This is a genomic window from Imperialibacter roseus, from assembly GCF_032999765.1.
GTDB lineage: Bacteria > Bacteroidota > Bacteroidia > Cytophagales > Cyclobacteriaceae > Imperialibacter > Imperialibacter roseus.
This window is the reverse complement of record NZ_CP136051.1, coordinates 4,927,366-4,940,434: the sequence shown is the minus strand read 5'-3', so window position 1 is coordinate 4,940,434 and position 13,069 is coordinate 4,927,366. Positions and strand designations below refer to the sequence as shown.

General features: G+C 45.6%; 11 protein-coding genes. All 11 read left to right on the top strand.

The window, feature by feature from the left end; translation table 11 throughout:
• Positions 1-16: 16 nt before the first annotated feature.
• The 11 genes from RT717_RS20915 (at position 17) to ruvA (ending at position 13,067) form a co-directional block, all read left to right on the top strand.
• On the top strand, positions 17-1,516 hold the full coding sequence (locus RT717_RS20915; protein WP_317488299.1) for a lipopolysaccharide biosynthesis protein: 1,500 nt from the start codon (positions 17-19) through the stop codon (positions 1,514-1,516).
• A gap of 21 nt (positions 1,517-1,537) precedes the next feature.
• Entirely contained in the window at positions 1,538-1,972 is a 435-nt protein-coding gene (gene dut / locus RT717_RS20910) for a dUTP diphosphatase (protein WP_317488298.1), read from the top strand.
• A gap of 92 nt (positions 1,973-2,064) precedes the next feature.
• On the top strand, positions 2,065-3,828 hold the full coding sequence (locus tag RT717_RS20905) for a tetratricopeptide repeat protein (RefSeq protein WP_317488297.1): 1,764 nt from the start codon (positions 2,065-2,067) through the stop codon (positions 3,826-3,828).
• The gene (locus RT717_RS20900) at positions 3,818-4,585 is read left to right on the top strand and encodes a DUF4292 domain-containing protein (RefSeq protein ID WP_317488296.1); all 768 of its coding nucleotides are present in this window, start codon (positions 3,818-3,820) and stop codon (positions 4,583-4,585) included. Before RT717_RS20905 ends, RT717_RS20900 begins: the two co-directional genes overlap by 11 nt.
• Positions 4,572-5,765, top strand: coding sequence for a murein hydrolase activator EnvC family protein (locus RT717_RS20895; RefSeq protein WP_317488295.1), 1,194 nt, complete (start codon positions 4,572-4,574; stop codon positions 5,763-5,765). The genes RT717_RS20900 and RT717_RS20895 overlap by 14 nt, the downstream gene beginning before the upstream one ends.
• A 95-nt stretch (positions 5,766-5,860) precedes the next feature.
• Positions 5,861-6,073, top strand: a complete 213-nt coding sequence (locus RT717_RS20890; protein WP_152001014.1) for a Sec-independent protein translocase subunit TatA/TatB — start codon at positions 5,861-5,863, stop codon at positions 6,071-6,073.
• On the top strand, positions 6,070-7,503 hold the full coding sequence (gene gatA, locus RT717_RS20885) for an Asp-tRNA(Asn)/Glu-tRNA(Gln) amidotransferase subunit GatA (protein ID WP_317488294.1): 1,434 nt from the start codon (positions 6,070-6,072) through the stop codon (positions 7,501-7,503). The genes RT717_RS20890 and gatA overlap by 4 nt, the downstream gene beginning before the upstream one ends.
• 10 nt (positions 7,504-7,513) lie before the next feature.
• Positions 7,514-8,950 carry a lytic transglycosylase domain-containing protein gene (locus RT717_RS20880; protein ID WP_317488293.1) on the top strand — a complete coding sequence of 479 codons (1,437 nt, stop codon included), beginning with the start codon at positions 7,514-7,516 and terminating at the stop codon, positions 8,948-8,950.
• Positions 8,951-9,028: 78 nt separating this feature from the next.
• Positions 9,029-10,126, top strand: coding sequence for a DUF4837 family protein (locus tag RT717_RS20875; protein WP_317488292.1), 1,098 nt, complete (start codon positions 9,029-9,031; stop codon positions 10,124-10,126).
• A 63-nt stretch (positions 10,127-10,189) separates the two neighbouring features.
• Positions 10,190-12,469, top strand: coding sequence for an NADP-dependent malic enzyme (locus RT717_RS20870; RefSeq protein ID WP_317488291.1), 2,280 nt, complete (start codon positions 10,190-10,192; stop codon positions 12,467-12,469).
• A gap of 1 nt (position 12,470) precedes the next feature.
• Positions 12,471-13,067 carry a Holliday junction branch migration protein RuvA gene (gene ruvA, locus RT717_RS20865; protein WP_152001009.1) on the top strand — a complete coding sequence of 199 codons (597 nt, stop codon included), beginning with the start codon at positions 12,471-12,473 and terminating at the stop codon, positions 13,065-13,067.
• Positions 13,068-13,069 lie beyond the last annotated feature (2 nt).

The following is a 13,069-nucleotide window of genomic DNA, read 5'->3' as shown; positions in this document are numbered from 1 at the left end:
GCTTTATATGGGCCAATTGAAAAAACTTGCAGGCCAAACTGCGATATACGGAGTCAGTAGTATTGTAGGCCGCCTGCTTAACTGGCTGCTGACGCCGTTTTACACAGGAATTTTTGAGCCGGGCGAGTATGGGCAAATGACCATACTCTACGGTTACTCTGCATTCCTGCTTGTTATTTATACTTATGGTCTGGAAACAACCTTCTTTAGGTTTTCCACCAGAGACATTACTAAAGGGCAGAACACATATGGTCAGGTAATGACCATGATAGTGCTGACTACCTTGATTTTCACAATTGCGCTTTGGGCCTTTGCTCAGCCAATAGCTTCATTTATTGAATACCCGGATCATTCGTCGTGGATAAGGTGGTTTGCTGCGATACTGGCAGTAGAAGCTGTTATGTCCATTCCCTTTGCCAAGCTTCGGCTGGAGAACCGGCCAATCAAGTTTGCCAGTATTAAGATTCTCGTCATCCTGGTCACTATCCTGCTCAATATCTTTTTGCTAGTGGTCGCTCCGGCAGTCATTTCGGGTGAGTCTTTCGTTTTCCTGAAACCCCTAATAACGCCATGGTACGACTCCTCTCTTGGTATCGAATACATTTTTATTGCCAACTTCCTGGGTACTTTCTTACTGGTGCCGTTGCTGGCAAAGGAGCTTATGGTGGCCAGGTTCAACTGGAACCGTAAATTGATCAGGCAAATATTGGCGTACAGCCTGCCAGTGGGAGTAATGGGCTTGGCAGGCACGGTCAACGAGACATTTGGTCGATTGATGATTAAATACCTGTTACCAGATGGTTTCTACGGTAGCGGCGGCGCTGATTATGCCACAGGGGTTTATGGCGCCTGTTTTAAGCTGAGTGTGTTTATGAACCTGGGTATCCAGGCCTTTCGGTACGCCGCCGAACCCTTCTTCTTTTCAAGTGCCGCTGATAAAAACTCCCCAGCGCTGTTCAGTAAAGTGATGAAGTGGTTTGTCATTTTCGGGGCATTGGTGTTTTTGGGCATTTCCGTCAATTTAAATTGGCTGGGACTTCTTCTTCGTCAGTCGGAATACCGTGAAGCACTATTTATTGTGCCCTTTTTGCTCATGGGTTATCTTTTTCTGGGCATTTATTATAACCTTTCTGTGTGGTATAAACTCACCGATCAGACATACTACGGTGCCTATATTGCCTTGCTTGGCGCATTAATTACTGTCGTCGGAAATGTATTATTGATCCCTGTTATCGGGTATTTGGGCAGTGCAGTCGTCACGACCCTGACCTTTCTGGTAATGGCGGTAGTTAGTTTCTACTTGGGGGAAAAATACTACCCGGTTCCTTATAAAGTATCCAACGCACTTTTCTACTTGATTCTTTCTTCTACCCTGGCTTTGGGGTCAAGCCAATTGCACTTCAGCTCATTTTTGCTGGAACTGGTTGTAAACAATCTGGCAGTTGCGTGCTTTATTGTTATTGTACTAGTCAAGGAAAGAGCGGATTTGCCTCGACCTAAGCGTTTTATTTCTTAATTTTGCAGCCTTGTTTTACTTATGAAGGTAAAAATAGTTAACAAATCGCCATTTTCACTTCCTGAATATCAGACTGAGTTATCGGCAGGGCTCGACTTGAGAGCTGTTTTAGAAGACGGTGTCAGGCTTGCTCCTTTGGAACGAAAATTGGTGGCTACCGGTCTTTATATAGAGTTGCCTGCTGGGTTTGAGGCGCAGATTCGCCCCCGAAGCGGCATGGCATTTAAGCAGGGAATTACCGTTCTCAACTCGCCTGGCACCATCGATGCAGATTACAGGGGGGAGTTAAAGGTGCTTTTGGTAAATTTGTCGAATCAGGAGGTTGTCATTGAGCATGGAGACCGTGTGGCTCAAATGGTTATAGCAAAGCACGAAAAAATAGAGTGGGTTGAAAGCGAGGCCTTAACTGAGACAAAAAGGGGCGAGGGTGGATACGGAAGTACAGGTAAAAAGTAACGGACGCCTGCGAAAAATATAAGGATCAAGATACCCAAAGATCAAATTTAGACGTATTACAGATTCCCGGCGTCCGTTTTGAAACAAAGAATATGGTAAATGCAGATCACATAGTTAAAAGAGTTATCGCCACAGGAGCCCTTGCGCTTCTTTTGGCAGTGCTTTCATTTGATTTGCAAGCCCAGGGAAAAAAGAAAAAGTCCAGAGAGGGTGTGCCCAACGAGATATCTGAAAACGATAGGTTTCAGGCAGAGTATTATTTCGTAGAAGGGGAGAAGTTTTTTATGCTGGAGGACTACGCCAAAGCCTATGAGCTGTTCAGTCTCTCCAACGACATTGACCCGAAAAGCTCGGGTGTTCACTACAAGATGGCACAAATTCTGGCCGAGTCCGGCGACTTTGAAAAAGCGCTTACCCATGCCAATGAAGCCATCAAGCTCGACAGTGACAACAAATACTACTTCCTTTTAACAGCCGAGATTTACACCAACATGTCTAACTTTCAGGAGGCAGCCAGCCTTTATGAAAGAATGATAAGCACGCTGCCTAACAACGAGTCGTATCTTTTCGATTTGGCGGCATTGTATATCTATCAGGATAAACTTGATAAGGCCCTCGATGTATACAACAGGGCCGAAGATTTCTTTGGCGTATTGGAAGAGATCACCTATCAAAAGCAGCAGATTTTTATTCAGCAGGGAAAGATAGATTTGGCCATCGCAGAAGGTCAAAAGCTGATTGAAACCTACCCCGACGAGTCGGACTATAAGCTTACGCTCGCCGAAGTGCTTATTTCAAATCAAAAAGAAAAAGAGGCAATCCCCTATCTGGAAGCAGTGCTGAGAGACAACCCGTCCAATGCGCAGGCCAGTGTCCGGTTATCTGAAATTTATAGAAAAAGCGGGCAGACGGAGAAGGCCATGGAGTCGCTGCACAATGCGTTTTCTAATCCTTCGCTCAATGTAAATGCCAAGGTGCAGCTGTTGGCTGGTTACATCGCTCAGCTTCCCAATCCCGAACTTGAAACCGCTGCCAAGGAGCTGGCTGTAGATTTAATTGAGGCCCATCCCGACAATGTAGATGCGCAGGCCATTTCCGGTGACCTGGAGTTTAGGCTGGGGAATAAGGAGAAAGCCAGAGGTTTTTACCTGAGGGCCCTCGAGCTCGACAACACCAACTATAACCTTTGGCAAAATGTAATTTCCATTGAAATGGAGCTGGAGGACTATCAGGGGGCTGCCCAGCATGCTGAGCAGGCTATCGAAATTTTCCCCAATCAGGCGCTGCTTTATTATTTTGGGGGCACAGCCTACCTTGTGAAAAAGGACTATAGAAAGGCTGTTAATAACCTTGAAGCAGGAAAAAAGTTGGCAATGTCCGACCCCGACCTTTCAGGCTTCATTATAGGCCAGCTTGGCGATGCTTACAATGGCTTGGAGGATTATCCTAAGTCTGACGCCGCCTATGAAGAAGCGTTGAAAATCAATTCTGACAACGACTATGTTCTCAATAACTACAGCTACTATCTCTCTTTGAGAAAGGAAAAACTGGACAGGGCTCTTGAGCTGTCGAAGCGTTTGGTAGAGAAAAATCCTGATAATGGGACTTATCTTGACACTCATGCCTGGGTACTCTACGTGAGAGGTGATTACAAGGAATCGAAATTTTACCTTGAAAAGGCCCTGGCTGACGCAGAAAATGTTAGTGGCACAATCGTTGAACACTATGGTGATGTACTTTTTCGATTGGGTAAGATTGATGATGCAGTGGAGCAATGGAAAAAAGCAAAATCAATGAAGGACACCACGAAACTAATTGATAAGAAAATTGCCGACCGGAAACTATATGAAGAATAGACTGCTGCCCCAAGCAGGTTTAATTGCCCTGATCCTTTTCGTTTCCTGCAATAGAAAGCTGGCCTACTTCGACTTTTTGGAGAGGAACAAGCTGGACGTCCAGGAAATAAACTTTGACTACTTCTCCACAAAGACTAAGATCAACTACACAGAGGGCGACAATAAAATTAACGCCAGCGCTAATATCAGGATAAGAAAAGACAGCATTATTTGGTTTTCGCTTACTCCTGCGTTGGGCATAGAAGCTGCCCGGGGCATTATCACCAAAGATTCACTTGTGGTGGTGGACAGGCTCAACAAAGTGTATTTTGTGTACACCTATGCTGCACTCAGTGAGAAATATAATTTCAATATTGACTACGAGTTGCTTGAGTCGATTTTTTTAGGAAACCCACCCAGAAATATCCAGGAAAATGAAAGGGTGGTGAGAGAGACCGATTATGCCATGGTGGAGCAAAAGGAGGGAGAGGTTACGTTTAATAACTACATTTCTACCAAAACCTCCAAGTTGGAGAAGCTGTCGATTGTTGACCTGCCTACCACCAATACGTTGAATATTACTTACTCTGATTTTCAAGTAGTTGATGAATTTCATATTTTTCCGTTCCAATCGTTGATTTCATTGGTGTACAATAAGCCAGGCACATCGGAGGCTTTCAATACACAAATAGAAATTGAGCACAATAAAGCGGACGTTGAAGACGGTAAAAAAATGAAGTTCCCGTTTAATATTCCCCAAAAGTATGAGCGGAAGTAGTCGCTTGTCGATCCTGTTGCTCCTGGCGCTGATTTTCTCAGTGCAGGTCTCATTTTCTCAAAAATCGAAGAGCCAGTTAGAAAAAGAGAAGCAGGAAAACCTCAAGCGAATCGAAGAAGCTCACTCCATTCTGCAAGAAACAGAAACGCAGAAAAAGAGCACATTAGGCCAGTTGAGCGCTATTTCAAGGCAAATAGAAGCCAGGGAAATGCTGATCGGCTCCATATCAGAGGAGGTTAATCTGTTGGGCTCTGACATTGATGAATTGAATCAGGTAGTCAAATCACTGGACGCTGACCTCAAAGCGCTGAAGCAAGAGTATGCTTCAATGATCTATGCCGCCTCCAAGTCACGGCATGGGTTCGATCGGATCACTTTCCTGTTTTCCGCCCAAACCTTTAGTCAGTTTTTACGTCGGCTTAGCTACCTTTCTCAGTATGCTGAGGCACGAAAAACACAGGCGGTTCAGATTAAAAGGGTGACCGAGGCGCTAAATGGCCAGAAAAGAGAGTTTGAAGCCAAGCGAACCGAACAACAGAAATTGTTGGCCAGTCAGGTGGCAGAAAACAAGAGCTTACTTGCTTTGAAAGACAAGCAGAGCTCAGTAATAAAGGACTTGAGCAGCCGGGAAAAGCAGCTAAAAAACGAGCTGGCGCTGAGGAAGCAGGCCATCGACAAACTGGATAACCTTATTGCGGAGCTGATCAAAGCAGAGCTGGAAAAGGAGAGGGCAGCCAAAAGCCCGGTTACTTCCCCGCTGATTTCCTCAAATTTTGAAGGCAGCAAAACCAAATTGCCATGGCCTGTCTCGTCGGGGTTCGTTTCCTCACGGTTTGGCAGGCACCCACATCCCGTGCTGAAAGGCGTGGAGGTTGACAATCAGGGTATTGACATCCAAACCGGCCAAAACGAAATCGTAAAATCGGTTTTTGATGGAACTGTAGCCACCGTGGCTTTTGTTCCAGGAATGAACAGTGTGGTGATCATTAAGCATGGAGATTACTATACCTTATATGCCCGGCTGAAAAAAGTAAATGTCAAAAAGGGACAAGAAGTCAAAATTGGTGACATAGTCGGGGAGGTGTTCACCGATACCGATGGGATCTCCGAGATACAATTTCAGGTTTGGAAGAACAACCAGAAGCTAGACCCTGAGAAATGGCTCATGACCAAAAAGTGAGGGATGCCTTTCTTTAAATATTTCTAGTATGAACCCTTGATCCCAAATTATTCTCTTTAACTTTACGTTATTACAATACACTAAAAAATAATATTATGAACACAATTTTTGCCTTTGGGATGCCTGGTGGCTGGGAGTTGATAGTTATAGTGTTCATCGTCCTGATTTTCTTCGGAGCTAAGAAGATTCCTGAACTTGCGAGAGGCCTTGGAAAGGGAATTCGTGAATTTAAAGATGCGACAAAGGAGATCAAAGATGAGATTCAAGAGGGAGTAAAAGAAGTAAAGGAAGATAAGCCTAAGTCTTGAAAACATATAGATCGCTAGCCGAGATTCAGAAGGCGATAGCATCTGGAAACATCACCTGCAAGCAGCTGGTAGAGCAGTACTTGCAGGTAATCAACGAAAAAAGTCACCTCAACGTTTTTCTTGAAGTTTTTGCTGAAGAGGCATTAGCCAAAGCAGATGTCGTCGATGAAAAAATCCGTGCCGGAAGGCAAGGTCGCCTGGCAGGTATGGTTATCAGCCTCAAGGACGTGCTGTGCTACAAGGGGCATAAGCTCCAGGCAGGTAGCCGTATCCTTGAAGGGTTTGTTTCTCAGTTTACCGGTACTGCCGTGCAGAGGTTGCTCGATGAAGACGCAATCATCATTGGCAGAACCAACTGCGACGAGTTTGCCATGGGCTCGTCCTCGGAAAACTCCGCATATGGTCCGGTTGTGAATGCTGCCGGTGAAAAGCGGGTGCCAGGAGGTTCCTCTGGAGGTTCGGCCGTTTCTGTGCAGTCCGACATGTGCCTGTTGTCACTTGGTACTGATACTGGGGGCTCGGTGAGGCAGCCTGCGTCTTTTTGCGGCATTGTAGGCTATAAGCCCACCTATTCCAGAATTTCCAGGTATGGACTTTTGGCATATGCCAGTTCCTTTGATACCATAGGTACCTTTGCCCACACCATTGAAGATACGGCACTTGTGTTGGAAATAATGGCCGGCCACGATGACTATGACAGCACAGTGTCGCATGAACCGGTGCTGCCCTATTCAACGCTTCTTTCCAATAATAAAAAATACAAAATAGCCTATTTAAAGGAGCCGTTGGCTTCGCCGGAAATAAGCGCACCGGTAAAAGGTGCTGTTGAGGATGCCATCACCTGGCTGAAGAAGGATGGCCACACAGTGGAGCCTGTCGAGTTCAATTACCTCGACTATGTGTTGCCCACGTATTACATTCTAACCACGGCCGAAGCAAGCTCTAACCTGTCCAGGTACGACGGTGTAAAATACGGCTATCGGAGCAAATCGCATGTGAATCTCGAGACGATGTATAAGAAATCGAGGTCAGAGGCTTTTGGCAAAGAAGTGCAGCGAAGAATTTTATTAGGTACATTTGTGCTAAGTGCCAGTTACTACGATGCCTTTTATACCAAAGCATTGAAGGCACGAAAATTGATTCAACAAGCAACTAGAGATATACTTAAGGAGTACGATTTTATTATTTTACCTACATCCCCGACCGTTGCATTCAAATTGGGTGAGCATACAAAAAATCCATTGGAAATGTACCTCGCCGACCTCTTCACCGTGCAGGCATCGGTAGCTGGAGTGCCAGCTATTTCGATTCCGTATGGCGACGACGATGAGGGAATGCCCATAGGCTTGCAACTAATCGCTGACGCTTTTCAAGAAGAAAAGCTTTTGGCGTTTTCCAGGCACATTCTTGATGCCAGGAACAAGGGATAAAAGAATTTGTATGAAAAAGCTATTGACCATTGTTTGTGGACTTTCTGTCAGTCTGTTGGGCTACGCCCGACAGGGTGATGTCGAATTTGGAGTAGTTGAGGCAGATACCCTGTCTTTGGATGTGGTCGACACAAGAACTATTCTCCCCTACGATTACTCTCCTGATTTCACCTACGAAATGGTGGAAGAAAGACTTGCCGGTCTGAATTCAGGAGTTCCAATTCAGTTGAATGAAAGGGTCTTTTCCTTCATCGATTATTTTACTGTTCGCAACCGTGACTACATCAGATCGGTACAGCAAAGAGCAGAGGTTTATTTCCCAATTTTTGAAAAATACCTCAAAGAATACGACCTCCCTGAAGAGCTTAAATACCTCTCCATTGTAGAATCGGGATTGAGATCCAACGCCATCTCAAGAGTTGGTGCAGGCGGTTTGTGGCAGTTTATGCCAGCCACAGGTCGTTTTTACAAGCTGCATCAAGACTGGTACATTGACGAGAGAATGGATCCCGAGAAGGCCACAGAGGCGGCTTGTAAGTATTTGAAGCAGCTGTATGGGATGTTTGGGGATTGGGATTTGGCACTTGCTGCCTACAATTCGGGCCCCGGAAACGTAAGAAAGGCCATTAGAAGATCGGGTTACAAGAAGACGTTTTGGGAGGTGTACCGCTACCTGCCAAGAGAAACACGTTCGTATGTGCCTCAGTTCGTCGCTATTCTCTACACAATGAATTTCAATGAGTTTCATAACCTGTATCCCAATGAAAAGGAATATATGATGGCCTATGACACTGTCATGATCGATCAGTATTTGCACATTGAAACTTTTGCCAACCTCACAGGTTTGTGCGCCGACGATATCCTAAAACTGAATCCACATTTGATCAGGGGTGTTATTCCTGAGACAGTCAGCAACTATCCGTTGAGAATCCCGTCCGATAAAATGGAATTTGTCTATGAAAACATGGACTTCCTGCTTGACTCGGCCGGTAAGGTTGGAAAAGAACACTTAGAGAAATTGGCGCAGAATATGCCTGGCAGTACTTATGGAAGAGAAAATGTCCGGTACCGGGTGCAATCTGGTGACGTATTGGGCACTATTGCACAGCGTTATCACGTTAGAGTTTCTGACTTGAGGGAGTGGAACAGGATTTCAGGAAATATGATCAGGGTGGGACAAACGCTCAACATTTGGGTGCTGCCCAATTATCAATCGAAGCCCAACCTTTATACGCCATCTTCCACAATCGCCAAAGTACCTACACAGTCCACAGTTATATCGGCATCGGTGGGTGCCGATGGGTCAAAGTATCATATGGTGCAATCAGGTGATACCTTGTGGGACATCTCAAAGAAGTATGGGAATGTGTCCATTGAAAAAATTAAGCAACTCAACAATTTGAGTTCAAGTAAGATACATGTTGGACAAAAACTACTGATTGAGTAGTCCAGGGTAGCGACGAAAAGTTTATAATTGTTAATTTAGAGGGCCGCAAGGCCCTTACGAATTTTAATAGAATATCTCATGACTCGTACAGTTCAATTTATATTCGCTTGTTTCCTGTTTTCAGCGCTGCTGTCTTCCTGTGGTTCAAAAGACAAGTCGGACAACGGTAACTCTCTTCTACAGGTAGCTCGTGGCGATGCAGCAGAAATCATTCTCGTGATGGATAGCGCTCAGTGGAACGGGCCTTTGGGAACGGAGATGAGGCGAACCTTCGAATTAGTTATTCCTGGGTTGAATAGAGAGGAACCACTTTTTGATTTAAAGCAGGTAGCACCAAAATCGCTAAATGGGGTGCTAAAGAGTGCTAAGAACATGATTTTTGTCACCACGCTCAATAATAATACGAGGGCAGGAAAGATCATGAAAGGTTATTACACCGCAGAGTCGCTGTCGAAAATAAACGAGGACCCAAACCTGTTCTATTTTACGAGGAAAGACAATTACGCCCGGGGTCAGGAAATACTCTACTTGTTCGGAAAAGATGATGAATCACTGATCCGTAAGCTTAGGGAAAATGGCGACATTTTGCGGCAGTACTTTGAGGACGTGGAGAACAAAAGGCTGCAAGCCGACCTCTTCAAGATTCAGGAGAAGGACCTGGCGGATGTGCTTTATGATCGCCATAATTTTAAACTCAAAATCCCTTATGGCTACGAGCTAGCACAAGATAAGGGAAACTTTGTTTGGCTGAGGGCGCTGGATTTAGAAGTGGACAAGACGATCTTCGTTTACTATGAGCCTTACACTAATCAGGATGTGTTTAAAGACATCACTGCGTTAAGGTCGAGAATTACTGAGAAGTATTTGCGTGACATTGAGAAAGACAATATCTACATTACCTACCAGGATGTACTCCCATTTATAACGAAAAACATCAATTTTAAAGGGAGCTACGCTGTGGAAACCAGGGGCCTCTGGAAGACAAGCGATTCGACCAATGGGGGGCCTTTTATCAGCTATACGTTCGTGGACGAGGTACTGAATAGGCTCTATTACATCGAAGGGTATGTGTATGCACCTTCCAAGGATAGAAAAAGGGACTATATCAATGAATTTCAAGCGATATTGCAGTCTTTTCAACCCGCCCAATCAGCGGCACCTGCTGCTGGTCGTTAATTGTTTATGTAGATAGCCCCTATTAGTTTTGCTTTTTACCCATTAACCTGACACCTAACTTTTATGGCCATTAAAATTCGCAAGGAAGACGCCCTTGAATACCACTCTTCCAGCCCCGCCGGAAAAATTGAAATACGTCCAACAAAGATGATGAGCAGCCAGGTTGACCTGGCTTTGGCTTATTCGCCCGGCGTGGCAGAGCCGTGCAAAGAAATAGCAAAAAATAAAGAGGATGTTTATAAGTACACCGCCAAAGGCAACCTTGTAGGGGTTATTTCCAACGGGACGGCTGTGCTTGGACTCGGCAATATTGGCCCGGAGGCTTCAAAGCCCGTGATGGAGGGCAAGGGGGTTCTGTTCAAGAAATTTGCTGGCATTGATGTCTTTGATATTGAAGTGGACGAAGAAGACCCTGATAAGTTTATTCAAATTGTGAAGGCACTGGAGCCGACCTTTGGTGGCATCAACCTGGAAGACATTAAGGCTCCTGAAAGCTTCAAAATAGAAAGAGTGCTGAGGGAACAAATGAAGATTCCTGTCATGCACGACGATCAGCATGGCACAGCCATTATCTCAAGTGCAGCCTTGCTCAATGCGCTGATTGTTGTAGGAAAAAAGATTGAAGAGCTAAAAATAGTAGTCAACGGAGCAGGTGGCGCTGCAATGGCATGCACGGATCTCTATGTTGGCCTAGGTGCTCGCAAGGAAAACATCGTGATGCTCGACAGCAAAGGTGTGCTCAGGAAGGACAAAATCGACCCTGAGTCAATGAAAGCACGGTACGCTACTGACAAGAAAATTGACACCTTGGATGAGGCGATTGTTGGGGCGGACATGTTTTTGGGTCTTTCTACCGCCGACGTGTTCACACCAGACATGCTGAAGAAAATGGCTGACAAGCCTATTGTTTTCGCTTTGGCTAATCCCGATCCGGAGATTCCCTACCAACTGGCCATGGACACCAGAGATGATGTTGTGATGGCCACAGGTCGTTCCGACCATCCAAACCAGGTAAATAATGTGTTGGGCTTCCCCTATATTTTTAGAGGAGCACTTGATGTAAGGGCCACGGCCATTAATGAGGAAATGAAGCTGGCAGCCGTGAAGGCGCTGGCGGAGCTGACCAAAGAAGCTGTGCCTGAAATGGTTATCAAAGCTTATGGCAACAAGCCAATCACCTTTGGCAGTGACTACCTGATTCCGAAACCGTTAGACCCAAGGCTAATTACTACGATTTCTCCGGCTGTGGCAAAGGCTGCCATGGACTCAGGCGTTGCGAGAGTGAAAATTGACGACTGGGAAGCTTATAAGGTGGAGCTACAGAGCCGCATAGGCATTGACAATCGTTTAATGGCGAGAGTGATCGCCAGGGCGAGGAGAGCTCCCAAGCGGGTTGTGTTTGCAGAGGCCGATCATCCCAAGATATTGAAAGCTGCTCAAATGGTGATTGATGAGGGAATAGGCTACCCAATTTTGCTCGGTAACAAAGCCAGAATAGAAGCCTTGGTGGTCGAGAACAAGCTTGATCTTCGTGACACGCCAATCATTGATCCTTATCATGAAGCCGATACAAGGCACGAATATGCGGCCATGCTTTTTGAGAAAAGAAAGCGAAAAGGCATCACCATGGTCAATGCCAGGCAGCTGATGTACGACCGGAATTACTACGGCGCTATGATGGTTGAAACCGGGGCTGCGGATGCACTCATCTCTGGCCTTACGAACGATTACCCGAAGACCATTCTTCCGGCGCTTCACATCCTTGGCGTTGAGGAGGGTATTAACCGGGTGGCGGGCATGTACATTATCAGCAATGCCAAAGGCACGTATTTCTTTGCTGACACCACAGTGAATCTTAATCCTACGGCTGAGGAACTTGTTGAAATCGTTGGTCTGGCAGCGAGGGCTGTGAAGTATTTTGACTACGAGCCCAAAGTGGCCGTTCTTTCATATTCTAATTTCGGATCTTCAAGAGGTGGTGTGCCTGAAAAAACCAGGAAGGCAGTTGAGTTGGCGAAGAAAAAATACCCGGACCTTATCATCGATGGGGAGCTTCAGGCCAATGTGGCATTGAATGCAGAGCTGCTCAGCGAGGTGTATCCATTCTCTTCTCTGAATGGGCACTCGGCAAACACACTTATTTTCCCCGACCTGGCATCAGGTAATATTGCCTATAAACTGTTGATGGAGTTGGGTGGAGCAGAGGCAATAGGGCCGATTCTGGTAGGAATGAACAAAGCCGTCCATGTATTGCAGGTCGGTAGCTCTATCAGAGAGATATTTAATATGGTGGCTATTGCCGTTATAGATGCCCAGTCGCAAAGCGCAAAAGCCCAACAATAGGATGATTACATACCTTAAAGGCAAGTACATCGAAAAGGAGCCGAATCACACTGTGATGGAGGTGAACGGCATTGGTTATGAAGTAAGAATCTCATTGAACACCTTCAGCCAGATCAAGAATCTGGAGAGCGGCATCTTACAAACGCATCTCCAGGTGAAGGAAGACGCCCACATTCTATTTGGATTTGCCGAAATGCAGGAAAAGCAACGGTTTCTGGATTTGATCTCTATCAACGGCGTGGGGCCAGGCACGGCTTTAATGATTCTGTCCTCCCTTACGCCGTCCGAAATTCACGAGGCGATTGTGAGTGAGGACGTGAATTTGATCCAGAGAGTGAAGGGTGTTGGGGCCAAAACTGCGCAACGTATCATCCTGGAACTCAAAGATAAACTCAAGAAGGAGGACGTCTTTGAAAAATCTCCTTCCGGCACGGGTGTGCGAAGCAATAGTTTGCGAAATGAAGCGTTATCAGCTTTGCTGGTTTTAGGTTTTCCTAAAGCACAGGCAGAGAAAAATATCGATCTGATCATCAAAGAAAAGGGTGGAGGAGTTACTTTAGAGGAGTTGATCAGATTGGCCTTAAAAAATTCCAGATAGGT

Bases quoted from the DNA above. Each gene is read 5' to 3' on its own strand.
- RT717_RS20870 (WP_317488291.1), top strand. From the start codon at position 10,190: ATGGCCATTAAAATTCGCAAGGAAGACGCCCTTGAATACCACTCTTCC.
- RT717_RS20895 (WP_317488295.1), top strand. From the start codon at position 4,572: ATGAGCGGAAGTAGTCGCTTGTCGATCCTGTTGCTCCTGGCGCTGATT.
- RT717_RS20890 (WP_152001014.1), top strand. From the start codon at position 5,861: ATGAACACAATTTTTGCCTTTGGGATGCCTGGTGGCTGGGAGTTGATA.
- RT717_RS20875 (WP_317488292.1), top strand. From the start codon at position 9,029: ATGACTCGTACAGTTCAATTTATATTCGCTTGTTTCCTGTTTTCAGCG.
- RT717_RS20905 (WP_317488297.1), top strand. From the start codon at position 2,065: ATGGTAAATGCAGATCACATAGTTAAAAGAGTTATCGCCACAGGAGCC.
- dut (WP_317488298.1), top strand. From the start codon at position 1,538: ATGAAGGTAAAAATAGTTAACAAATCGCCATTTTCACTTCCTGAATAT.
- ruvA (WP_152001009.1), top strand. From the start codon at position 12,471: ATGATTACATACCTTAAAGGCAAGTACATCGAAAAGGAGCCGAATCAC.
- RT717_RS20900 (WP_317488296.1), top strand. From the start codon at position 3,818: ATGAAGAATAGACTGCTGCCCCAAGCAGGTTTAATTGCCCTGATCCTT.
- RT717_RS20880 (WP_317488293.1), top strand. From the start codon at position 7,514: ATGAAAAAGCTATTGACCATTGTTTGTGGACTTTCTGTCAGTCTGTTG.